15 protein-coding genes and 1 riboswitch are annotated in these 23,920 nt (G+C 42.5%); of the genes, 11 read left to right on the plus strand and 4 right to left on the minus strand.

Annotated features, from left to right (window positions below; translation table 11 throughout):
- The first annotated feature begins 1 nt into the window (after position 1).
- The 3 genes from DNL43_RS06490 to adhE all read left to right on the plus strand — a co-directional run bounded on the left by DNL43_RS06490 (position 2) and on the right by adhE (position 5,865).
- On the plus strand, positions 2-2,380 hold the full coding sequence (locus tag DNL43_RS06490) for a cation-translocating P-type ATPase (protein ID WP_056981289.1): 2,379 nt from the start codon (positions 2-4) through the stop codon (positions 2,378-2,380).
- Positions 2,381-2,487: 107 nt separating this feature from the next.
- Positions 2,488-3,015 carry a DUF1836 domain-containing protein gene (locus tag DNL43_RS06495; protein ID WP_056981292.1) on the plus strand — a complete coding sequence of 176 codons (528 nt, stop codon included), beginning with the start codon at positions 2,488-2,490 and terminating at the stop codon, positions 3,013-3,015.
- A 240-nt stretch (positions 3,016-3,255) separates the two neighbouring features.
- Positions 3,256-5,865, plus strand: coding sequence for a bifunctional acetaldehyde-CoA/alcohol dehydrogenase (gene adhE / locus DNL43_RS06500; protein WP_056981296.1), 2,610 nt, complete (start codon positions 3,256-3,258; stop codon positions 5,863-5,865).
- Between the two features lie 308 nt (positions 5,866-6,173).
- Here adhE and DNL43_RS06505 read toward each other — a convergent pair whose 3' ends face one another.
- On the minus strand, positions 6,174-7,073 hold the full coding sequence (locus DNL43_RS06505) for an AraC family transcriptional regulator (protein ID WP_156645039.1): 900 nt from the start codon (positions 7,071-7,073) through the stop codon (positions 6,174-6,176).
- Positions 7,074-7,247: 174 nt separating this feature from the next.
- Here DNL43_RS06505 and DNL43_RS06510 point away from each other — a divergent pair, with 174 nt between their 5' ends.
- The 5 genes from DNL43_RS06510 (at position 7,248) to DNL43_RS06530 (ending at position 15,322) form a co-directional block, all read left to right on the plus strand.
- Positions 7,248-8,435 (plus strand): MFS transporter, encoded by a 1,188-nt coding sequence (locus DNL43_RS06510; protein ID WP_056981298.1) that lies wholly within the window; start codon positions 7,248-7,250, stop codon positions 8,433-8,435.
- Between the two features lie 182 nt (positions 8,436-8,617).
- Positions 8,618-10,606, plus strand: a complete 1,989-nt coding sequence (locus DNL43_RS06515) for a glycoside hydrolase family 127 protein (RefSeq protein WP_156645041.1) — start codon at positions 8,618-8,620, stop codon at positions 10,604-10,606.
- Positions 10,607-10,709: 103 nt separating this feature from the next.
- Positions 10,710-10,906: riboswitch (cobalamin riboswitch) on the plus strand.
- 196 nt (positions 10,907-11,102) lie between these two features.
- Positions 11,103-13,415: a DUF4430 domain-containing protein gene (locus DNL43_RS06520; RefSeq protein WP_156645043.1), complete on the plus strand. Its 2,313-nt coding sequence runs from the start codon at positions 11,103-11,105 to the stop codon at positions 13,413-13,415.
- Positions 13,416-13,446: 31 nt separating this feature from the next.
- Complete coding sequence (locus DNL43_RS06525; RefSeq protein WP_056981303.1) at positions 13,447-14,493, plus strand: prenyltransferase/squalene oxidase repeat-containing protein; 1,047 nt, start codon at positions 13,447-13,449, stop codon at positions 14,491-14,493.
- Between the two features lie 187 nt (positions 14,494-14,680).
- The gene (locus DNL43_RS06530; RefSeq protein WP_054769151.1) at positions 14,681-15,322 is read left to right on the plus strand and encodes an HD domain-containing protein; all 642 of its coding nucleotides are present in this window, start codon (positions 14,681-14,683) and stop codon (positions 15,320-15,322) included.
- Here the strand turns inward: DNL43_RS06530 and DNL43_RS06535 are convergent.
- Together DNL43_RS06535 and ybaK are read right to left on the minus strand one after the other, a co-directional pair.
- Positions 15,315-16,049: a hypothetical protein gene (locus tag DNL43_RS06535; protein WP_056981305.1), complete on the minus strand. Its 735-nt coding sequence runs from the start codon at positions 16,047-16,049 to the stop codon at positions 15,315-15,317. The genes DNL43_RS06530 and DNL43_RS06535 overlap by 8 nt on opposite strands.
- A 4-nt stretch (positions 16,050-16,053) precedes the next feature.
- Complete coding sequence (gene ybaK, locus DNL43_RS06540; protein WP_056981307.1) at positions 16,054-16,554, minus strand: Cys-tRNA(Pro) deacylase; 501 nt, start codon at positions 16,552-16,554, stop codon at positions 16,054-16,056.
- Positions 16,555-16,673: 119 nt separating this feature from the next.
- Between ybaK and DNL43_RS06545 the strand changes: the two genes are divergently transcribed.
- The 3 genes from DNL43_RS06545 (at position 16,674) to DNL43_RS06550 (ending at position 20,513) form a co-directional block, all read left to right on the plus strand.
- Positions 16,674-17,405 carry a GntR family transcriptional regulator gene (locus tag DNL43_RS06545; protein ID WP_056981309.1) on the plus strand — a complete coding sequence of 244 codons (732 nt, stop codon included), beginning with the start codon at positions 16,674-16,676 and terminating at the stop codon, positions 17,403-17,405.
- An 81-nt stretch (positions 17,406-17,486) separates the two neighbouring features.
- Positions 17,487-17,705: a hypothetical protein gene (locus tag DNL43_RS12090; protein ID WP_191991389.1), complete on the plus strand. Its 219-nt coding sequence runs from the start codon at positions 17,487-17,489 to the stop codon at positions 17,703-17,705.
- 420 nt (positions 17,706-18,125) lie between these two features.
- Positions 18,126-20,513 carry a phosphoketolase family protein gene (locus DNL43_RS06550; RefSeq protein ID WP_054769149.1) on the plus strand — a complete coding sequence of 796 codons (2,388 nt, stop codon included), beginning with the start codon at positions 18,126-18,128 and terminating at the stop codon, positions 20,511-20,513.
- An 85-nt stretch (positions 20,514-20,598) separates the two neighbouring features.
- On the opposite strand, the gene DNL43_RS06555 is transcribed toward DNL43_RS06550, so the two are convergent.
- Positions 20,599-23,898 carry a S8 family serine peptidase gene (locus tag DNL43_RS06555; protein WP_225364694.1) on the minus strand — a complete coding sequence of 1,100 codons (3,300 nt, stop codon included), beginning with the start codon at positions 23,896-23,898 and terminating at the stop codon, positions 20,599-20,601.
- Positions 23,899-23,920 lie beyond the last annotated feature (22 nt).

Raw genomic sequence — 23,920 nt, forward strand, 5'->3', positions numbered from 1 at the left:
AATGGCAGACGTCAACATTCCACAAACTGATCCAGATGTTGGATTAAGTGATGCACAGGTTCAGCAGCAAATTCATAATGGTAATCAAAATACCGGAGAAGAGTCTCTGACTCGAAGCACCTCGGATATTTTCCGGGATAACACGTTTACACTGTTTAACTTGATTAACGTGGTTTTGGGTGCGCTGATCTTTTATACCGGCAGTTACAAAAACCTGTTGTTTTTAGGAATTGCAATCTTTAACACCGCAATCGGAATCATTCAAGAAATCCGTTCAAAACGGCAAGTCGACAAAATGGTTCTGCTGGCCGAGGGAAAGATCAATGTCCTGCGAAACGGTCAGGACATGCAGATTCGCTCTGAAGATATTGTCTTAGGCGATATTATTCAGCTTGGGCGAGGGGACCAGATTCCAGTCGATGGTGTCACTGTCAGGTCCAGGGGAATTGAAGTTGACGAATCACCCATTACCGGTGAGTCGGAGACTATCTCGAAAAATATCGGTGACAAGCTCACTTCAGGTACATATCTTATTGGCGGTTCGGGTAAAATGCGGGTTACCAAAGTCGGCGCGGATACATTCGTTAATCATTTATCCAGTGAAGCCAAGCAGGGTGAAGATACATCCAGCATTTTGCTGAACACCATCAATCGGATTATCAAGTCGCTGACCTATGTCATTATTCCGCTGGGCATTATTTTATTTGCTGCCAAAGTCTATGGCGGAACTGGAATCAATCGGGCAATTTTGGGCTCTTCTGCCGCAATGATCGGGATGATTCCAGAAGGATTGGTTTTGCTGACGTCGATGACACTGGCAGTGTCGGCCATGCATTTGGCCCGCAAGCAGACGCTGGTGCGGGATTTGCCGGCAATTGAAACATTGGCCAGAGTTGATGTCATTTGTCTGGATAAGACCGGAACGATTACCAGCGGCAATTTGAAATTTGTTGAAGCAATTCCAATGATGAAAAATGTGCCAGCTGCCGAAGTTGAAAAAGTCGTTGCCGGTATCACTTATGGAACCGGGGATGGCAATGAAACAGCCAACGCAATCAAAAATGCGATTGATGATCCCGAACTTAAAACCGAAAAGATCATTCCATTCTCTTCTGATAGAAAGTGGAGTGGGGTCGGTTTTAGTGACGGCCACGATTACGTTTTTGGGGCACCACAATTTATTTTCAAACATATCGAAAAGCCGGTTCAAGCTAAAATTACTCAGAACGCGAAGAAGGGCTATCGGGTATTGGCAGTTGCCCAAGTGGACAACCTTGATCCCCGTGATCCGCTTAAAGATCCCAAGCTGATTGGTCTGGTATTGATCTCAGATGTGATCAGGCCAAATGCCAAGAACACATTTCAATATTTTAGAAATCAAGATGTGACAATTAAGGTTATTTCCGGGGATGATCCGACAACGGTCTCGACAATTGCCAAGCATGCCGGAATTCAAAATGCAGAAAACAATGTTGATATGACAACGGTTAAAGATGACGATGACTTCGGCAAACTTGCAGCTGACAATACGGTTTTTGGCCGGGTAACGCCGGATCAGAAGAAACGCTTAATTGCCGGACTTCAAGATCGCAAGCATACTGTTGCCATGACCGGAGACGGTGTCAATGACCTGCTTGCGTTGCGTCAAGCCGACTGTGGAATTGCCATGGCTTCCGGCAGTGAAAGTACTAAGAGTATCGCAGACTTTGTGCTGATCAATTCCAACTTTGACGCGATGATTGATGTGTTAAAAGAAGGTCGCCGGGTTATCAACAACATCGAGCGGGTTGCTTCAATGTACTTGATTAAGACGATGTACTCGGTTGCTTTGTCGTTTATCTTTGTCTTCTTTGCCATGGGGTATCCGTTTGAACCGATTCAGTTAACACCGATTACTTCATTAATGGTTGGAATTCCATCGTTCTTCCTGGCGCTGGAACCCAACTTCAATAAAATCACCAATCAGTTCATGAAGCAGGTCTTGATTATTTCAACCCCTGCGGCCGTTTGTATCGTTGGTTATATCATGCTGATTGAAGTGATCGGCCTGTTCTTTGGCCTGAAATATGAATTTACGTCAACGCTATGTGTGCTTTTGACAGGGGCGATTTGTTGGCTGGCATTGGTCATGGTTTCAAGACCGCTTAACCGGCTAAAGATTGGCTTGGATATATTGGTATTAGTGGCATTCCTGTCGATCATCATTTTCTTCAACAATATCTTTTCACTTGTCTCCTTCTTCAATAAAGACATTTGGCTGTATGCTGTCCCATTGATCGCAACAGCTTACCCACTTTACATGTTCATGCAGGGCGTGATTGCAAACGTGCTTGATAAGCGGGAGAAGAAGCGGATGCAGAAACGGAATAACAATCAATAGTGCTTGTACAACGGCTGGAATCTTTCCAAGCCGTTATTTTTATATTCGACGTTAGCTAGTGTCCACAACTAGATAACGTGGTATAATAAACACGAAGGAGTGATATCATGTCATACAACGAAGAACAATATGAACAGTGGGAACAAAAGCTGAAATTGGTAGAACTGCCACTCTGGGCCGATTTGCCAAAATTTGAATTATATATGGATCAACTTGTCGCACTGGTAAATGAAACCTTGGGGCCAATCGGAATCGACAAAGTCACTCCGGCAATGATCAACAATTACGTTAAAAACAAGGCAATTATGGCGCCGGTTAAGAAAAAGTATCAGACCATGCAGGTTGCCGATGTCATCCTAATCAGTTTGTTGAAGCCGGCATTCTCCTTAGAGACTATTCGGCACGGTATCGATCAGGTGACTGCCAATATTTACCCACAACAGGCATATGACACGTTCATTAAACGACTGCTATTTTCATTTAAGAACATGGACAGCCGCAACAGCCGGGCACTGGAAGAAAAAAATCTCAATGATAAATTAATGCAGGTTGCAGTTAATGTCATTATTGACAGAATTCAATCTGAAAAGCTTTTATCGATTATTCAGAAGCCATTGACGAAAGTAACCAAATAATTAGAAGTCGTGAATATGTTCACATATAAATAATGGAACCGCTTTCATAGAAAAAGGACTTGGTTAACAAGTCCTTTTTATTTTGTTTGCTGTTATATCAGCTTGGAAGCACTTACAAAAAATAAATTGTGATTTTTTGAACAAAAGTGTTTACATTTTTTCAATACGTGATATTATAAGTCTTGTGAAAAAGATAACATATTTCAAACAACCTACAAACGATTCATTGGAGGAAAATCAATGATTGATAATAAAGCAAAAGAAACAAAAGCAGCAAAGACTGATGTCGATACTGTCATTAACGGTTTAGTTTCAAAAGCACAAAAAGCTCTTGAAATTATGGATTCATTTGACCAAGAAAAAGTTGACCACATTACTCACCAAATGGTAATGGCCGGCCAAGACAAACATATGGATCTTGCAATCATGGCTTATGAAGAAACTGGCCGTGGTGTTGCTGAAGATAAAGCTATCAAGAATATGTACGCTACTGAAGAAATTTGGCACAGTATTCGCGACCACAAGACTGTTGGTGTTATCAAAGATGATAAGGAACGCCAATTGATTACGGTTGCTGAACCTCTGGGTGTCCTTGCTGGAATTACACCAGTTACCAACCCAACTTCAACAACATTGTTCAAGTCCATCATTTCAATGAAGACTCGAAACCCAATTATCTTTAGTTTCCATCCACAAGCTTTGAAGTCATCAATTGCAGCTGCCAAAGTTGTTCGTGATGCTGCCATTGCTGCTGGTGCTCCTGAAGGATGTATCCAGTGGATTGAAGAGCCAAGTATTGAAGCAACTGATAAGTTGATCAACAACCCAGGCGTTGCAAGTACACTTGCTACTGGTGGCCCAGGCATGGTTAAAGCAGCTTACTCAACTGGAAAGCCTGCTTTAGGTGTTGGACCTGGTAACGGCCCTGTTTATATCGAAAAGACTGCTAACATTCTTCGTGCCGTAAATGATTTGGTTCTCTCAAAGACCTTTGATAATGGTATGATTTGTGCCACTGAAAACAGTGCAGTTATTGATACTGATATTTACGCTGAAGTTAAGAAACAATTAGTTAAGAACGGTGTCTTCTTTGTAGAAAAGAAAGACCAAGCCAAGTTGGCTGAAGCAATGTTCAACCCTAAGACTTGTGCCGTTAAAGGCCCGATTGCCGGAAAATCAGCCAAGGTTATTGCTAAGTTGGCTGGAATCAAAGTTCCCGACAATACCAAAGTTTTAGCTGCTGAAATTAACGGCGTTGGTCCTAAATACCCATTATCAGCTGAAAAGTTGAGCCCAGTTATTTCAATTTACAAAGCTAAGAACCATGAAGAAGGATTTAAGCTCTGTGACGAATTACTTCACTTCGGTGGAATGGGACACACTGCCGGCATTCAAACTTTGGATGACGACTTGGCCCTCAAGTTCGGTGAACAGATGAAGGCAGCCCGTGTGCTTGTTAACACACCAGGTGGTTTCGGAGGTCTTGGTAATCTTTATAACGAAATGACACCATCATTAACATTAGGTACCGGTTCATGGGGAGCTAACTCAATTTCTCATAACGTTACCGACTATGACCTTTTGAACATCAAAACTATCGCAAAGAGACGAAATAATATGCAATGGATTAAGTTACCTCGTGTTTACTTTGAAAAGACTTCAGTTCGTTACCTGATGGATATGCCTGGAATCAATAAGGTATTTATCGTAACCAGTCCAGAAATGGTTGAATTTGGCTACGTTGACAAGGTTCTTGATGAATTGAAACGTCGTCCAAATGAAATCGAATATTCATTATTCTCAAGTGTTGAACCAGATCCAACAACTGACACCGTTGAAAAAGGTGTTCGTCAAATGAACGCATTTAAGCCTGACACAATCATTGCCCTTGGTGGTGGTTCACCATTGGATGCCGCTAAGAACATGTGGTTATTCTACGAAGACCCTAAGACCAGCTTCTTCGGTGCAAAGCAGAAGTTCTTGGATATCAGAAAGCGTGCTTATCGCTTCCAGAAGCCTAAGAAGGCTCAAATGATCGCTATCCCAACCACTTCAGGTACTGGTTCAGAAGTTACACCATTCGCTGTTATTACTGATTCAAAGACTCATGTTAAGTACCCATTGGCTGATTACGCATTGACACCAGATGTTGCCATCGTTGACCCACAATTTGTTGAAACTGTACCAAAGGGTAACATTGCTGCTTCAGGTTTGGATACGTTATGCCATGGTATCGAATCATTCGTATCAACAATGGCATCAGATTACACTCGTCCATTGTCACTTCAAGCTATCAAGTTGGTATTTGACAACTTGGCAGATTCATACAATGGAAACATGCACGCCAAGGAAGAAATGCATAACGCCGCAACTCTTGCCGGAATGGCATTTGCCAACGCATTCCTTGGAATTACCCACTCAGTTGCCCATAAACTTGGCGGTGAGTTTGGCTTGACCCATGGTATCGCAATTGCAATCACCATGCCTCATGTCATCCGTTACAATGCCAAATTACCAGAAAAGATCGCCGCATGGCCTAAGTACGAGTACTTCCGTGCCAACAAAGACTACGCAGAAATTGCCCGTTACGTTGGTATCCAAGGCAAGACCGACGATGAATTAATCGAAGGATTGGTTCAAAGAATCATCAAGTTGGCCCACGAAGTAGGCGTAACCTTAAGCTTGAAGGCTTGGGGCGTAGACAAAGCCAAATTCGATGCAGCTCTTGATCGTCTGTCAGTATTGGCATACGAAGACCAATGCACAACTGCCAACCCTAAGGAACCTTTGATTGCCGATCTGAAGCAAATTATGATTGACGATTATGAAGGAACGAATGTAGAAAAGTAGTGAGCGACGAGACCTGGGTGGTCCCGGAGCATAACTAGAAAAAGTCAGTGATGAGTGATTTACTCATCACTGGCTTTTTTTAGTTATGTAGTAGGGACCAGGGTCGTCGCCCACAGGACTAGGCAGGTGTTCCACCGGCCGTCGGAGCTGTCCTCAAAGGCCGACTAAACCAGAAAAGAGCCAAAAATATCCAATCTAATGTAGCAAATTTCTGCAATATCTTAGCAGAAAATCCAATCATCAACTGACAAAAGCCGTTAACCACAAACAATGTGGCTAACGGCTTTTCTACACAAACGATTTATCAACTACTTATATTGAATATGATATTTCTCCTGCATCTCCCGAGGAATCGGGATGCTGGGATCAACAAATGGATTGTTTTGGTGATGATAGGCAAAGTGCCTGCGATAATTGGATGGTGTGATCCCAGTGTGCTTTTTAAAAACCCGGATAAAGTTCTTCTCGTTTCTAAAGTAGCTGTTCTCACTAATCTCGTAAATTGGCAGGTTGGTTTTCACCAACAAGACCTTTGCGGCTTGAATCTTTAATCCCAACAAGTGTTGGAGTGGTGTGATATTTAAATCGTGCTTAAATTGTTGCGTAAGATAGGCATTTGAGGCCTCAAAGTGCTGCGCAACATCTTTAATCGACAAATCAGTACTTATATTAGCCCGAATCCATTCTATCGACTGACTTACCAATGCGGATAAGTGGGTGTTCTTTGCCCTGCGTGAACATTCAATGTTCAGTCGTGCAAGGATAGTTGTTGTTAAGAGGTTTAATGGCAGCTCGTTGGTTTTTCTGTCCATTTCCATATTCATGAGTTCGCTCAGCAAAATCAGAATGTCATTGATATCTCTAACGTGAAACTTGCTTGAAAAAATCAGTTGGTCTTTTGATTCGTCGTCAATTGAATCAACAACTTTGTAATCACAATAGAAGTGAAGCCAGTAAAAATTAATCTGCTGGGTCATCTTCCCATTGCCAGTCACTTTGGCATAGGGTGGTACTAATATAACGTCACCGGGTTTAAGAATAAACGGCCGGTCGTTGACGAGAATGGATAGCGTTCCTTTTTCCGCTAATATCAATTCAAAATCCGCTTGATGCTGATTGACGGGATGTTCCCATTGGCCGTCAAACGAAAATTCACCAATGAAGAATAAAAAGGCTGGTTTGGAAATATCCAATGCAAGATAACTCATGATTCTTCGCCCCTTAAATAATGCGACTAATTATTAAAAAATGTGTATTTTCAAACTTAGATTAAACGATTAAAATACATAGGTCAAGCTATGCGCTCTTTCGATATATTGCAGTCAACGAGGCGACTGCATAAATGGGGTGCGGATGAATTTAATCAAGGATGGAAAACGAATATGAAGACCAAATTGCAATCAATTGTTTTAGTTTTAATTGGTTTTGTTCTGGGGTGCAATGAATTTATCATTGTCGGAATTTTATCAGATGTCAGCCGTGGCTTTAATGTGTCAACATCGCAAGCCGGATTTTTAGTGACCTTGTTTGCGTTGGTATACGCATTTTCCACGCCAATTGTGAATACGATTATCAGTCAATTTAACCGGTTCAAGGTACTCGTCATATTGATGGGAATTTTTATTGCCGGCAATACCTACACCGCCCTGGCACCATCGTTTAATCAGTTGATTGCCTCCAGGGTAATCACGGCATTAACTGCAGGGCCAATTATTTCACTGGCAATGTCTTTTGCAACGGTCATTGTCTCAATTCAAAAGCGGCCAATGCTGGTATCTTGGATCTTTTCCGGATTTAGTATTGCCTCAGTTGTCGGGGTTCCGGTTGGAACATTGATCGCCAATTCAACGAACTGGCGATATTCTTTCCTATTAATCACGATTATTGGACTTGCTTGCCTGGCGGCCGTTGTCTGGCTCTTGCCTAAGCACATCAAGCAAACAAAAAGTTCACTCATGGGTCAGTTGGCGATTGTGCGTGACAGACGGGTCATCATTGGCTCTGCGCTGGTCATGTGCAATTTGGCTGGGACCTACGTTGTTTATACGTACTTACAACCTATTTTAACGGAGATGATGAAATTTTCCGTTGCTTCTCTTGGCTTGCTGCTGGCCGTTTATGGGGTTGCGTCAATATTCAGCAATCAATTTTCAGGCTTTCTTGCCAGTCACGGAAGTCTGACTCGGATGCCATGGGTCTATATTGTCCAGTCAGTGGTGTTTTTGATGATGCCGTTTTTTATTCATTCTCAAACCCTGGGATTTCCACTCCTATTGATCATGGGAATGGCGATGTATCTGTTAAATGCGCCAATTCAGATTCATTTTATGCAGATTGCAGAGTCCGATTATCCCCAGTCGATGGTCTTGGCGTCCTCGTTTAATTCGATTTTCTCAAATTTGGGGATTTCGGTCGGGTCAGCTGTTGGATCAGCAATCCTTTCAACTGGTGGATTGTCTGCTTTGGGAATCGGTGCCGCAGTGTTTGCGGTTGCCTCATTTGGACTGGTAACTTACTTGGTCAAAATAACCCATCATTTTATTAAAACTGTTAAAAATAAAGTTGCCTAAGCTCACAAATCTAGAGCCTAGGCGTTGATGCCATGGGGTTATCCAGAATTTGAGGGCCCATTGTGAATGACTAAAAAACTGTCACTTTTTTATTGAAAACGTTCCCCAATTGCCATCTGAATTCGCTTACAATATAAGCTATATTATGGATATTGCTTTTTGGATATGAAAGGACAATTCAAATGAAAAAGCCAACTGCAACAACTCAATTATCAATTAATAAAGTAAAAATTACGTCTGACTTTTGGACGAGATACCGCGATTTGGTCGCTAACGTGGTGGTCCCATATCAATACGAAACAATCAGCGACAAAAATGATACGACAATTGGTGATGATGCATTTACTGATAAGGAAGCTTACCAAGACGGCCTGCAAAGCCATGCCATTGAAAACTTGAAGATTGCTGCAGGAATCAGCAAAGGTAAACATGTCGGCATGAACTTCCAAGATACCGACGTCTATAAATGGCTGGAAGCAGCAGCTTACACACTTCAGTATCATCCAGACAAGGACTTACAGGCTGAAACCGATGCGGTTGTTGATTTGATCGCCAAGGCCCAAGAGCCGGATGGGTATCTTTCAACAATTTTCCAAATCAAGTTTCCTGAAAGAAAGTTTAAACGACTTCAACAATCTCACGAATTATATTCAATGGGTCATTATATTGAAGCCGGGGTTGCCTATTTTGAAGCAACTGGCAATCAAAAGGCCCTTGATATCGCTGAAAAGATGGCGGCTTGTTTAGAGGACAACTTTGGCCTTGAAGACAACAAGATCCACGGTTATGGTGGTCATCCTGAAATCGAATTGGCATTAATGCGACTTTACGAAGTAACTGGAAAGAAAGAATATTTGAATCTGACAAATTACTTCATTCGTCAACGTGGTCAGGATCCGGATTTCTTCGATAAGCAAAATGAAGCCGATGGTTGGGACAATGCCTTTTGGCCAGATCTCAATACGATTGGTAATGAATATTACTACGCAGATAAGCCTGTAACGGAACAAACCAATGCTCACGGTCACGCTGTCCGCTGTGTTTATTTGGCAACCGGCTTGGCTCACCTTGCCCGGGTAACTGGCGACCAAGACTTAAAAGACGCGGCTCAACAAATTTGGAATGACATTGTCAAAAAACAAATGTATATTACTGGTAACGTCGGCCAAACATCCACTGGTGAGGCCTTCACCTTTGACTATGACCTGCCAACCGATACCGACTACGGCGAAACTTGTGCTTCAGTTGCGATGACTTTCTTTGCTCGTCAGATGCTTGCCGGTGATTTTAAGGGTGAGTATGGGGATGTAATCGAAAAAGAAATCTATAATGGCGCATTAAGTGGAATGGCTTTAGATGGAACCCATTATTTCTATGTAAATCCGTTGGAAGTTAATCCAAGCGAATCTGCTAAGAATCCTGATAAGAAACATGTTCTGCCACGCCGTCAAGCTTGGTTTGGAACAGCTTGCTGCCCATCAAACATTACCCGATTGATTGCTTCTATGGATCGTTATCTTTACGAAGTTAAGGACAATACTATCTTTGCCCATCAGTATATTGCTAATTCAACAACCTTTAGTGATGGAATCAAAGTGGATCAAGAAAGTAATTTACCATGGGATGGTACCGCGACATTTGAGATTACCAATCCGGAAAATGTTCACTTTAATTTTGCAGTTCGAATTCCCAACTGGAGCAGAGATTCATTTAAGATAACTGTTAACAATCAGGTGATTGACGCGGACGGAAAAGATGGCATTGTCATTGTTCCGATCACTGACGAAAAAACATCTATTGAAGTTGTCCTGGATATGAAGACAAATTTGATTTATGCCAATTCTAAAGTACGGGCAAATGCGGATGATGTTGCTGTTCAACGCGGCCCACTCGTATACTGTGCAGAACAGGTTGATAACCCCGGCAATCTTTGGAACTACCAACTCGACACGGTTCCCCACTTTGACTTTGCATATCAAGATGACTTATTGAATGGTGTCGGTGTCCTGACAACCAACGATGCAACCAAAGTTGAAACAGAAGACGACTCTGACAGCCTTTACCAGTTCAATAAGGCTCCTAGAAGAGCTTCAACCAAGTTAACCCTGATTCCTTATTACTCATGGGCTAACCGGGACGAAGGCCAGATGAGTGTTTGGCTTCACAAATAACTAAAACTTTAATCTCGTTTCTTTAACGGCGTGATTCCGAGTTCTCCTTGGAATCACGCCGTTATTTTTGTGTTGAGATATTTTAGTCAAATTTCCAAAAGCCCATAAACTATGGGTGATGATATGCTATACTTTTCAGTGTAAAGAAGCATAATAAAACGGAAAAAGGTGAAAATCCTTTACAGCCCCTTCGCTACTGTAAGATTGACGAAGCTGTCAGAACTCACTGGGTTACCCTGGAAAGAGGACAGTTGTAGGACGAGATCAAGTCAGGATACGTTTGTTATGCCGATTGCAAAGCTTCTTAGGGTCGGCTTTGTCAATTAATAGCGTATCTATCGGATATTTCGTATGCTCAAATTCAATGTCTGAATATAGGTTGTTAGTGATTAAAGAAACGGCCCTGGCTAGCAATACTAGCTGGGCTTTTTTGTTGTGTTCAATTGTTTATTTTGTTGAGGGTTTCATCACTATTTATTTGGAGGAGAGCAGACACATGAAGAAAAAACAGCTTGTTTATTGGATATCACTGGTAGTAGGGATGTTCCTGCTATTTGTTGGCGGTGGTAATTTTGTCAAAGCAGACACCGCTGCTGATGTAGATTCAGCCATTACGACCGGAGTTAAGCTGACTTCCCAAAAGACGTCACTTGATGCCTGGGATGCCGCAATTTTGGCAACCAGCGATAATGGCATTACTGATGCTGAGACGCAAAATGCTTACAATACCATCATTACCACAAACGGATTTATCAGCGGAAAGGATCAAGACCTTGCTGGTGTCTCAAACGTTGCCGGCATGATTGGGCTTCGCGCACTTGGCAAAGATCCAGCAAATGTGGAAAAGAAGGATCTGGCCGCTCAAGTTATTAACGATCCCGCACTTAAGAGCGATAAAGTTGATTTGTACACCAGTATCAATGACTTGGAAGGTTTAAGCACCGGCAATTATGGTAAGGCAAGTGAAACTGCCCGTGCCACGTTGACGAAGCGCCTGCTGGCTGCCCAAGATTCCAAGACAGGTGTTTGGAAGACCAGCTGGGGTGATGTTGATCCTACTGGCCGGGCTATTCTGGCACTCTCGATGAACATGGGTCAACCAGGAGTTCCCGCTGCAATTCAAAAAGCGGTGACTGAAGTTGAAAATCATTATTATTTGAAAGATGGTGGCTTTGGTACCAGTGATGCCGCCAACAAGGAAGACCAGTATAACAATATCACCATGACTAATGGTCTAGCTGCAGCTGGTGTTGATGTGTACACCTCGTTAAACGGGCAGTCCGGCTATACAGCACCTGTTCAGCGCTTACTGGATCAAAAGGACGTTTCTTCCGACAGCAACTCCATGCTGCTGCAACAAGCTACTTACACCTTAGAACAGGCTAAATTTACCAAAGATGGCGGTCAGGGTTGGATCTTCTCATTTGCCCAAAATCCAACTTTCAGAGCCCGTGAACTGGCAAAGTTAAATACGGCAGCAGCCGCTCAAAGACAGGCCATTAATAATGACTCAAAGGCGTCAACAACCGACAAGACAACGGCAATCAATTCAATCAACCAAACGCTTGAAACGTACATTACCAAGATCAACGGCGACACGACCAGTGAAGCGGCAATTGCCGACCGGGCAGTTGGAGTTGCCTCAATTAACAATATTAAAATCGTTGATACAAATGACAACAGCAGCTCAACCAGTGGCACCGTTATTAATAACAATTACACCACCATTATCAATCAGCCAAGTTCATCAAGTTCGTCGAGTTCGTCAGCAGCTTCAAGCAGTTCGGCTGAACCAGTTGTTAAGCCAACCACTCCGACAAAGCACAAGAGTACCAAAGGTTCATATGTATACGCATTAACAACCGTTAAATTATATCGAAACACTCATTTTACCAAGCATCATTTAGCCAAGATTTATCATAAGCAAAGCAGAACTAAACGCCCAATGTTCCTGGTAATCAGACAAACAACCAACACCCAGGGAAGACCCGTTTATAAGGTTAGAAATGTTAACAGCGGCAAGACCGGTTATACGCTAGCTTCTCGTAAGCATTTTGCAAATGCTTATTATTCTGCTAAAGTTACCCGAATCAAAGTTATCAGTTCCAAAGGGATTAATGAGTATAGCAATCGCTATCTCAGTAATAAAAAGCACCATGTTAAGAAGAATCGGTCACTGGCCGTTCGAAAAGTCGTTGGTTACGGCCGCACAAGCCGTTTATTGTTAACTAACGGTCGTTATGTTTCAGGCAACAAAAAACTGGTGATGGCAACCAAAATTGCCAAGACCAGTCATCAAACAACTGACAGTTCAACGACAGTGGCGCCAGCTCCAACCACACCAAGCTCATCATCAACGTCGACGTCGACATCAACAACCGTTCCAACAACGCCAACAGTCCCAACAACACCGACAAATGGATCATCGACAAGCAATTCTACCAACAATTCCACAAATGGTTCTGGAACAAATGACAATTCCGGTTCAAACACTGATACCACCAACGAAACGGTTACCGTTAGTGTTAATGCGAATGGATCCGTGCTTGCCAGCGGGAGTGTCACCCTTACCAAAGGTGCGACTGCTCTGGATGCATTGAAAGCATTGGCAGCCAAGAACAATCTGGCAGTCACAATCAGTGGCTCAGGAATTTCCGCCTATGTTAAAGGTATCAATGGCTATAACGCTGGCCCTGCCGGAACCATGACGGGTTGGCTGTATTCCGTTAACGGCAGTGAGCCCAACAGCTCAATGGGCGTATATGTCGTGAAGGATGGCGACAAGATTTCGATGAATTATAACAAGTAGCATTTCGATTCTCGTCAAGAAAGGATATATGATGAACAAATTATTAAAACACATACTGTTATCGACTGCAGCAATTCTGGCAACTGTCACATTTACAACAAGCGCGGCTGACGCTTCCGTCCATAAAGCGGCCACTTCTACGATCCACCGGCGTACCGCACTGACGTATCGTTATGCCAAAAAGATGTTGAAAGAAAATAAGACGGGCTTATCCGGCAAAACCAGTGCGATTTTTAGCCGTAAATTATATCCGGACACCGGAGCAGCATCCGGCTATTCCGACTTTCTACTTGGATTAAGAGGCAACCACTACAAATTTACAAGTCACGAAAAGAATTTGTTACGCAAAAATCTGGTTGTTAAAAGCAGCACGCCTGCCGCCAGCTTGGCCAATGCGGTCATGGCCGTTCAGGCAATGGGGATGAATGCCACTAATTTCAAACTTTATCATCACAAGAAGGGGACAAATCTTGTTTCCCGGCTTTATCGGACAAGCATCTCAAAGCAGACGGCCAGTTCCCAAGCCGAGACCTTAATTGCTGTTTCCATGAGCAGTCGATTTAAGCGACCAAGCGGTGCCAAGTTTAGCAAGGCCAGCTTGAGTGCCCGGTTGGTTAAATCGCAATTGAAAAATAACGGTTGGACTTACAATAATGCTCAAGGTGCCAAAGATGCTGATGTCACCAGTATGGTGCTGACGGGGCTTTATCGGGGCAAATCCAACACTTCAACAGTTGAATCAAGTATTCAAAAGGGCCAAAAGTTCCTTTACAGACTTGCGCAAGGGAACGGTGCCTTTGGTTATACCTATGCTGGTAAGACTACGCCCAACGCTAATTCAACAGCTGAAGCGATCATTGCGTTATCCAACAATTCTGCCACCAAAAAATACGTCAACACGACCGCTATGCGGACAGGTCAGAAAGCCACTCCGCTATATGCGATGCTGAGATATGTTAATAATTCCGGATCCATCAAAAAAGCCACCAGCCAACTTTACGGGGTTGGCCAGGTTAACTTAGCTGTTGCGGCTTATAAAGCTGCTTTGAAGAATCGATCCGTGTATGCAATCCAGTAAACGAAATATTGAGATTTGATATAGCATTACTAAAGCCCCGGTTAAACGTTTTTCCGTTTAGCTGGGGCTTTGATTCTGATAGTCTTTATCTACGGCCGATTAAAGATTTTTCAAATGAGAACAGATATACTGTTAATAGTTGGATTCATTTCCTGACAATATTTGTAGTAAGTTAAAGGAGTTCCACATGATAAATAGATTGAGACAAATTCGCGGGTTCGTTCAAAAAGAACTCGGCTATGAAACGACCGGCCATGACTACACCCACATTGAGCGGGTGGTCAGCTTGGCCAAATTAATTTTAAAGGGTGAAGATGCTGATGAAGGCTTAGTCATTATTGCGGCATATCTTCATGACGTCAGTGATGACAAAGTCACCACCAATCCGCAAGCTAAGCGAAAAGCCATTGCCGATGAATTAATCGGGGTTGGGTATGATCAGGACTTTGTTAAAAAAGTGTTTGAGATTATTGATAATATGTCATACAGCGCCAATCTAAAAACCCATCACAAATTGTCGCTTGAAGGCCAAATCGTTCAGGATGCCGACCGATTGGATGCCATTGGCGCCATCGGAATTGCCCGCACATTTTACTTTGGAGGCCACTTTGGCGAAATTATGTATAATCCACGGATTATGCCGCGGACGGGGATGGATAAGGCTGAGTATCGCAAACACGGTACGGTTATCAACCATTTTTACGAAAAGCTGTTCAAATTAAAGGATCAGATGAATACGCCTACTGCCAAGAAAATTGCCGAGCATCGTCAACAGGTCATGCGTGATTTTGTGGCTGAATTTGTTGACGAATGGAATGGCACTAAATAAAGCGAAATATCAGGTTCATGACCAATGAAATCAGCAAATTAAATAATGAGATAACCACGATGATAACAGTGAAGTGATACAGCAGGCTGAACAGACTTTCCTGCCATGGTGTGACTGAGATAACCAGCGTTAGCAGGACTAAAAAGAGCACTGCCTGCCAGAAGCCTTGTTTGGAATTTTCAAAATCAGCCTGACTGAGGTCAAAGCCGCCGATGCAAATATTGGCAGCAACCACCAGAAAAATCAGCATTTTAGGCCAGCTGAACGTTGGCATTATGAAGGTCATTTGGCTAAATGACTGGTGGGTGGACATGATCAATGATTGGTAAACTTCAGGAATGGTGAATTTGGCCAATAATAAAGTTGTCAGGCAGCAACCAAAAATTGGGGCGACACCTATGAAGAGGTTGCCCATATTTTGGTAAAGGTTGCGGTTATTCCAGGTGTGGTGAACGTACCCCAGGGTGTCGTTGTCAGCGGTGGGGATGCGCACTAATCTGAATTGATCAACATGGTGGCCAAACACAAGTGCCATCAGCAGATGACTGGCTTCATGAATCATAATTCCCAGAAAGCCGAAGCCAATTTGACCGCCAATTCCAAAACGGTTGGCAATCTGCTGCTTGGTGCGATGGTTGATTGATGAGAGTAAAAAGATAAAAAGAAATGGCACTCCGATCGTGAGTCCGAGTACCAATCCAATGTTTGTCAAAATATTTGTAAGCATTAAGTCATTCCTTTATGTCGGCAAATTTTCCGCCAATGAGATCGACCATTTGTTGGGCGTCAACTTTGACTGAGCGGCCAATTTGACCAGATGAAACGATGATTTCACCCATTTCTTTGGCTTCCTGGTCAACGTAAATTGGGTAGTGGAACTTTTCCCAAATCCCAATCGGCGTGTTGGCACCGTGTTGGTAGCCAGTGGTTTTCAGTAGATCCTTCAATGGCACCAGGTTGACCTTTTTGTTGCCGGAAACTTTGGCGAGCTTTTTTTCGTCCAAGTGTTCATCAACCGGAACAACACCGACAACCGGACCGGTCTTCTTACCAGAGAACACCAAAGTCTTGAAAATCTGATGTTCGGGCGTATCTACATGGTCGACACTGATTTGTTCAACGTCGCCTTCCTTGTGGGTTGGAAATTCCATTTGGACAAACGGAATTTTGTGTTTATCTAAAATTTGTTCAACTAAAGTTTTATGAACCTTATTCTTCTTTTTCTTTGACATTTCATAACACCTCAGGAATATTTTATCACAATCGGGTGGGTAATCCGTCTGAACAAAAGAAGATAATCTGTTATACTTTATTTCAGCAGATCAATTTAACGATTTAATAAGGAGCACAAATGGCTGATTTAGTATATCGCAATATCATGAAGGACTTGAAGAATCGTATTCAGGCAAACGAGTTTGCATCAAAGAAGCTGCCTGATGAACGAAGCCTCAGCGAGTCTTATGGTGTTAGCCGCAGTTCAATTAAACGCGCTTTGAATGTTTTGGCAAACCGGGGGATCATTTTCAAAAAACGTGGTTCGGGAACGTTTATTAATCCGCTTTACCAAAAGAATCAAACAATTTTTCAATACGAAGGGTCCAACCTGGGGGTTACCGACAGCTTTAAGAGTGATGGCCAAACACCCCAAATTAAGTTGCTGGACTTCAAAGTTGTCCCCGCAAGTAAGGAGCTTCAAACCGAACTATTCCTAAACCCGGGTGAATTTGTGTACGAAATTAAAAGACTTCGTTCTTTTGACGACAAGCCGTTCATGATCGAATTAGGCTATATCCCAATCCGGGTTGCACCGGAACTCAACAGTGAACGGGTGGAAGGCTCAATCTTCAACTACTTTGAGGATGCAACCGGAACTTCCGTTACCAAATCGTTTATGACAATCACCGCCGATCCGTCAACCAAAGAGGATCAGGAACTGCTTGGCTTGAAGCCGGTGGAACCGGTCGGCGTGATGGAAGGTATCTTCTTCCTGGATGACGGAACCCCATTCGAAGTCTCAAATATGCGGATTCATTATAAATATTTGAACTACAACACGTTTGTTAACTTGGACGAAGATAAATAGCCACGGCGTTGCGGTACGAACACGTTGACAGTGTTTACGTGAGCAGTGTATAAATGAAACAGCGAAATATCAACTAACCTGATGAAGGGAAGAAAAACGATGGGTCTTTGGATCACAATAATTACGGCTTTTATAGGATTGGAATTGATTGTTTATGGATTCCGGCAAAAAGACCGTGCAGCAGTTAAATGGATTTTGGCAGCAATTGGATTAGTTCTCATTTTGTTTGCCATTTGGGTTGCAACCCCACAGGGAACCGAATTAATTAGTCATTTGAATTGGTTTAAACCTAAAAATTAAAATAAATGTAAATCGGAAATTGATTTTAACAATCGATTTCCGATTTTTTGTGGACTGAAAAGCCTTGTAAACGGCTGTTTCACCGATGATTTTTAATGGGTACATGCTTACGATGTTAGTTAAAAAAAACCGATTACAATTGCATTTGGATTTGTTCAAAATGAAACCGTGTAAATTTTCTGAAAATTTTGTTACAAAACAACGATAATGGTGGACTAACGATTTGATATCGTCCATAATAGCTTATAAGTATAGGATTTTGAGTCACAAAATATTGGACCGTATCAATTTTTTAAAAGGTTGACTTTTTGAGAATTTCGTTTAGTATTAGTGATGTAAATTGATCAATTCATATTGGTGAATTTTTACGAACATTCTATACAGAAGTTTGTTGCTAAATCGAAGAAGGAGTGTTAATTAATGACAGTAGATTACGATTCCAAAGAATATTTGGAACTAGTTGATAAGTACTGGCGTGCCGCTAATTACCTTTCAGTAGGTCAATTGTTCTTGCGCGACAACCCATTGCTTAAGAGACCTTTAGAAGCTAAAGATGTAAAGGTTAAGCCTATTGGTCACTGGGGAACTATCGTTTCTCAAAACCTTATCTATGCAGAATTGAACCGTGTTATTAACAAATACGATTTGAACATGTTCTACATCGAAGGTTCAGGTCATGGTGGCCAAGTTATGGTTTCCAACTCATACCTTGATGGCAGTTATTCAGATATTTATCCAAATATCAGCCAAGACGAAAAAGGTATGGCTAAGTTGTTCAAGCAATTCTCATTCCCAGGTGGAGTTGCTTCTCATGCCGCACCAGAAACCCCAGGTTCAATCCATGAAGGTGGAGAACTTGGATACTCACTTTCACATGGTACCGGTGCTATCTTAGACAACCCAGATGTAATCGCTGCTGTTGAAATTGGTGATGGTGAATCAGAAACCGGCCCATTGGCTGCTTCATGGTTCTCTGACAAGTTCATCAACCCAATTACTGATGGTGCTGTTCTTCCTATCATTAACATGAATGGTTTCAAGATTTCTAACCCTACTATCCTTTCACGTATGAGTGACGAAGACTTAACTAGTTACTTCAAAGGAATGGGCTGGGATCCATACTTTGTTGAAGCAACCGCTGATACAGACCATGCCAAGGTTGAAGCAGACTTTGCCAAGACTCTTGACCATGTTATTGAAGAAATTAAATCAATTCAAAAGAATGCTCGTGAAAACGAAACACCTGATAACGTTAAGTTACCACACTGGCCTATGATTATTCTTCGTTCACCTAAAGGCTGGACTGGTCCTAAGAAGGATCTTGATGGTAACCCAATCGAAGGTTCATTCCGTGCTCACCAAGTTCCAATTCCTGTTGCTGCAGGTTCAATGGAACACAAAGACTTGCTTATTAACTGGTTGAAGTCATACAAGCCAGAAGAATTATTTGATGAAAATGGTACTATTAAACCAGAAATTCGCGCCGTTGCTCCTAAGGGTGACAAGCGTATGTCAGTTAACCCAATCACTAACGGTGGTATCAAGCCAGAACCATTGAAGCTCCCTGATGTTCGCGACTTCGAAGTTAAATTCGATCGTGGTATTACTCAGAAGCAAGATATGATTGAATGGTCAAACTGGTTGGAAAAAGTTGCAGAACTTAACCCAACTAACTTCCGTGGATTCGGTCCTGATGAAACTAAGTCAAACCGTCTTTACAGCTTACTTGACGATTCAAAGCGTCAATGGATGGAAGACATTCACGAACCATATGATGAAGATCTTTCAAACCATGGTCGTGTTATCGACTCACAACTTTCAGAACACCAAGCAGAAGGTTGGCTTGAAGGTTATGTATTGACTGGTCGTCATGGATTCTTCGCTACTTACGAAGCATTCGGACGTGTTGTTGATTCAATGTTGACTCAACACATGAAGTGGTTGCGTAAAGCTTCAGAACAATACTGGAGAAAGCAATATCCTTCATTGAACTTTGTTGATACTTCAACAGTATTCCAGCAAGATCACAATGGTTATACCCACCAAGATCCAGGTATGTTAACTCACTTAGCTGAGAAGAAGCCTGAATTCATCCGTGAGTATCTTCCAGCTGATGCTAACGAATTGTTAGCTGTTGGTGATGTTGCATTCAGAACTTACGAAAAGATCAACTTGATCGTTACTTCAAAGCACCCACGTCGTCAATGGTACACAATGGATGAAGCACAAAACCTCGTTAAGAATGGTCTTGGCTACATCGACTGGGCATCAACTGACCAAGGTCAAGAACCAGATGTTGTCTTTGCTGCCGCAGGTTCAGAACCTAACTTGGAAGCATTGGCTGCTATCTCAATCTTGAACAAGGAATTCCCAGAAATGAAGATTCGTTACATCAACGTTGTTGATTTATTGAAGCTTCGTTCACCTAAGGTTGACCCTCGTGGATTGAGTGATGAAGACTTTGACAACTTGTTCACTACTGACAAGCCTGTTATCTTCGCATTCCACGGCTTCGAAGGACTTATCAAGGATATCTTCTTCGACCGTCACAACCACAACCTTCATGTTCATGGCTACCGTGAAAATGGTGATATCACTACACCATTCGACATGCGTGTCTTGAACCAATTGGATCGTTTCGATCTTGCTAAGGAAGCTGTTCAAGATATTCCAGCTTACTCAGTTAAGGGTAGTTACTTCATCCAACGTATGAATGATACGATTGATAAGCACAATGCTTACATTCGTTCAGAAGGTACTGATCTTCCAGAAGTTGTTAACTGGAAGTGGGAAGGCCTCAAGAAGTAATTTAATTGCTAATAATTAATTACTAAAACTAAAGAACCTCGAAATCTAATTTAGATTTCGAGGTTCTTTTTTTGTTTATATTCAATTAGTTGCGAGTTACATGAATGACTTTAGTAACCGTATTACCAACTTGATCAACTGCTGAAATTGTGAAGATATTTTCGCCATTGTTCAATTGATATGTTTCATCAAATTGGTGAATTGGATAAGGATTTGGATCTTCACCAGGGTTGGTTAAGTTCGTAAAACCGGCATCATTTTGTTGATGGTAAATGTTGTTACCATTAATGGTTAAACGAACACCACTAACATTATCATTTACACTGCCTTTAATGTGAATCGTATCATCGTTTGTGCTGACTGAATACTGATTGTGACTAGTTTGATTTCCAGTCAGGCTTGATGAAAGGTCAAGCGATGGTGCAACGGTATCAGTAATAACTTCGAGGGTTCCACTTTGAGTGGTGGACTTCTTCTTGCCAGGAGTGGTTAAGAAGTATCCGATTCCCCGTTGACCAACCGGTGCTACTTGGATGGTGTATTTAAAGTTACCGGACTTATCGATCTTGACTTTGTTATCCTTGCTGTTCTTATTCACGCTCTTCAGAATAATCAATTTATCTTTAGGATTCTTGACTTTCCCTTGGATCGTTAACGTATGCGTATTGGCATTGTAGACCTTACTGTTCGCGTTAATCAACGTGATATTATTGTCATTTAAGCCTGAGAAGGAAATTCCCTTTGATGGGTAAAAACGGGTTGTAACTGTGTTCATGACATGGTTATCCAGCTTTGGCAGCTGTGTGGTTTGAAGCTTCCACTTGATTTGGCTGGCGTTGCTTGGAAGACTATGAACCTTGGCTTTGTTGAGTTTAATTGTCTTGGTAACTTTATTACCGGCCACATCCCAAATCGTGAGCTTGATTTTCTTTGACTTCAGCGCCAACTTTTGTTGGGCTTTGGTAAAGTTGTATTTAATGTTACCTTTGTTATTATTGCCATCGTTTCCGAGACTGACACCAAATGCCTTTTTACCTACTTTGGTAGCCATGGCAGACATCTTGGTAAACCCGGCACCAACATCGTTGTAGCTGACAGCCAACTTACCATTCTTATACGTTGCATGATTGATTGTTGGAGCGGCATTATCGACTCTAACCGGCAAGTTCATCGTCTGGACTTTCTTGTTGCCGTCATTGTAATTTGTCGCAACAATCTGGTATTGATATTGGCCATCTGGTGCTGCTTTCATCTTCCCAGTGGACTGATCGTAAAGCTTTCCGTCCCACGTAAATGCAAATGGGTGAAGTCTCATGGAAACAGCCATGGTCATATCATCAATTTGGGCACCATAAATTTCGGAGAATGATTTATCAATGTTGGTTTCAGAATCAACCACTCGAACGACTTTGCCAGCTGAATTTAAAATTCTGATTTGGGCGTTTGCAAGGCTCTGCTTGGTGTACGCCAATGGATAAACAGCATCTTGGCTGCCATCACCATTTGGTGAGAACGCAACCTTATCATTTTGGATTTTAGGTGGCAAATTTCCCCAAGCTATCTGGGAATCACCATAGGTTCCTTTTTTATTGACATATCCGGACAGGGAAGTTCGATCGCTAATTCCCAACATGGTGTTTTGACGATCCAGCAAGTATCCACCACCAAAGATGCTGCCCTTTTGGTTGGCAGGTTTATCGAGAACTTGTTCGTCAGTTGGGTCACCGTAGTAGCCCATGTATGGAACAGACAAGTTTTGAGTGGCGTCTGAATTTGTTAGGCTGATATAGCCTTCAGCGATACTATTTTGTTTTGCCTGGTTACCGAGGTCCAGTGTGAAGCCAACTTTGACGGTTTTACCTGGATCAACGGTTATCTGCGATTGATCTGGCGTGAGTGTTGCACCAGGTATCCGGGTATCATATACCGTTCCGGTTCCATACTTTTTATCCATCTTTCGGGATTCCGTCCATGGACCGTTGGAAGTGTTCAGGGTATAGGTTTCCTGGGTGTTGCTATGATTGGTGACGTTTAACGCAAATTTGCTTGATTGACCAATCTGATGGAGAGCAGCCGATGCAGTTCCCGTGGCAGCATCCGTAACGGATGATTTCAAATTACCTGCGTTGGTAACATTTACTTGGCCGGCGCCTTGAACTCTTGGTGAAACAACGTGGCCTTTGAATAATGTATCCTGCATTGGCTGAGCCGAATTCATTAAAGCAATTTTGACGGCATTGACCAAATCCGAGCCTTTCAGATTGGGTTGATCTTTCATTATCTTCTGCATGACAATTGCCGCTGATCCGGCGATAAATGGTGAAGCCATCGATGTCCCAGATTCAATTGCATACCCATTATGTGGGGCAGTGGATGCAACCAAATTGCCGGGTGCTGTAATGTCGGGCTTCATAAAGTATTCAGGCGTTGGCCCCCATGCTGACATGGTTTCCATTGCTAACTTGTCACCTAACAGCGTATTTTCTGATCCAACTGCCATGCCGCTTGGGGCAGCTGCTGGATTGGAAACCGTCCCGGAGTTGGCAGGATCAAAGACGGTCGTCCGTGAATCTGAAGCGGCGTTGATGTCTGTGTTTAATGAACCGGAATGAGCATAATTACCGCTTGCAATTGAAACAAACACACCATGATCAGTGGCATACTTAACAGCAGCCTGCTCCTGGTTGGTCAGGGATTGAGCGGGAACTCCCTGGCCGAATGACATGTTGATAACGTTGGCGCCTAATGCAACAGCGTCATAAATTGCCCGGGAAACGTCGTTTGGAAATTCGTCTGAAAAGCCACCAAAGACTTTCATATTCAGCAGCTGAGCTTGAGGCGCCATTCCCAAAACGTACTTCTTATCTTTATTATTTTTTGAACCATTGGCAGCTGTGTATCCTGCAGTTGATAAGCCATGATATCCGGCCATGTCGTTTGACATGACGTCAGTGTCGTAATTGTTTACGTAATTGTACGCAAACGGAATTTTAGGACTGACGTACTTTCCGTAGCCTCTTTGAGAAATGAATTTCTCTGCGTCACTTTTTGAAATTTTGGCGGTACTGTTATCTGACAATCGAAAGTCACGATGACTCACAATTCCAGTATCAATAATTGCAATAACCATTCCCTGGCCAGAATAGCCTTGGGACCAAAGACCCTTAACGTTTCCTTTGACGAGTGAAGGCTCATCGGCAGGATCTTTGCTGGGTTTAATCTGTTCGTTGGTATCTTTGGAAGCAGATATCTTTGTCTGAGCAGCTTGAATGGTGGTTGGTTGGCCGCCATTCAAGGTACTCAAGCCTGCCAGTGTTGACAGCGTGAGCACAGCCATCGTCACTGTGAACTTTTTAAAAGTTGGATTATTCTTTCGTAACTTCATGATCGTCCTCCCCTTAAATCAA

The organism is Lentilactobacillus kefiri, assembly GCF_009739535.1.
Lineage (GTDB): Bacteria > Bacillota > Bacilli > Lactobacillales > Lactobacillaceae > Lentilactobacillus > Lentilactobacillus kefiri.

Excerpts from the sequence above, each read along its gene's own strand:
- DNL43_RS06490 (WP_056981289.1), top strand. The coding sequence starts at position 2 with ATGGCAGACGTCAACATTCCACAAACTGATCCAGATGTTGGATTAAGT.
- DNL43_RS06495 (WP_056981292.1), top strand. The coding sequence starts at position 2,488 with ATGTCATACAACGAAGAACAATATGAACAGTGGGAACAAAAGCTGAAA.
- adhE (WP_056981296.1), top strand. The coding sequence starts at position 3,256 with ATGATTGATAATAAAGCAAAAGAAACAAAAGCAGCAAAGACTGATGTC.
- DNL43_RS06505 (WP_156645039.1), bottom strand. The coding sequence starts at position 7,073 with ATGAGTTATCTTGCATTGGATATTTCCAAACCAGCCTTTTTATTCTTC.
- DNL43_RS06510 (WP_056981298.1), top strand. The coding sequence starts at position 7,248 with ATGAAGACCAAATTGCAATCAATTGTTTTAGTTTTAATTGGTTTTGTT.
- DNL43_RS06515 (WP_156645041.1), top strand. The coding sequence starts at position 8,618 with ATGAAAAAGCCAACTGCAACAACTCAATTATCAATTAATAAAGTAAAA.
- DNL43_RS06520 (WP_156645043.1), top strand. The coding sequence starts at position 11,103 with ATGAAGAAAAAACAGCTTGTTTATTGGATATCACTGGTAGTAGGGATG.
- DNL43_RS06525 (WP_056981303.1), top strand. The coding sequence starts at position 13,447 with ATGAACAAATTATTAAAACACATACTGTTATCGACTGCAGCAATTCTG.
- DNL43_RS06530 (WP_054769151.1), top strand. The coding sequence starts at position 14,681 with ATGATAAATAGATTGAGACAAATTCGCGGGTTCGTTCAAAAAGAACTC.
- DNL43_RS06535 (WP_056981305.1), bottom strand. The coding sequence starts at position 16,049 with ATGCTTACAAATATTTTGACAAACATTGGATTGGTACTCGGACTCACG.
- ybaK (WP_056981307.1), bottom strand. The coding sequence starts at position 16,554 with ATGTCAAAGAAAAAGAAGAATAAGGTTCATAAAACTTTAGTTGAACAA.
- DNL43_RS06545 (WP_056981309.1), top strand. The coding sequence starts at position 16,674 with ATGGCTGATTTAGTATATCGCAATATCATGAAGGACTTGAAGAATCGT.
- DNL43_RS12090 (WP_191991389.1), top strand. The coding sequence starts at position 17,487 with ATGAAGGGAAGAAAAACGATGGGTCTTTGGATCACAATAATTACGGCT.
- DNL43_RS06550 (WP_054769149.1), top strand. The coding sequence starts at position 18,126 with ATGACAGTAGATTACGATTCCAAAGAATATTTGGAACTAGTTGATAAG.
- DNL43_RS06555 (WP_225364694.1), bottom strand. The coding sequence starts at position 23,898 with ATGAAGTTACGAAAGAATAATCCAACTTTTAAAAAGTTCACAGTGACG.